Source organism: Parashewanella sp. 2304DJ23-3 (genome assembly GCF_056591695.1).
The window spans coordinates 1-208 of the sequence record NZ_JBWQOH010000046.1 but is presented as its reverse complement, the minus strand read 5'-3'; the positions used below and the strand labels follow the sequence as shown (position 1 = coordinate 208).

General features: G+C 37.0%; 1 pseudogene. It reads right to left on the bottom strand.

Annotated features, from left to right (window positions below):
- Positions 1-208 (bottom strand): annotated as a pseudogene (locus AC1EU2_RS18820) (IS110 family transposase); the annotation flags it as partial.

The following is a 208-nucleotide window of genomic DNA, read 5'->3' as shown; positions in this document are numbered from 1 at the left end:
GTGAATAATAATTTTATTTTCATCCCATTTTATTCCGTCTCTCAACATTGAATTCAGAATCACCACCATCTTTCTCAAGCAGGCAATGATAGCGACTTTCTTTGGTTTGCCTGCTTGTGTAAGCCTTTGATAAGTTGCTTTAAATAAAGGGTTGCATTGCATAGCGGACATCATAGCCATAAATAACGTACTTCTGATATGCGAACGA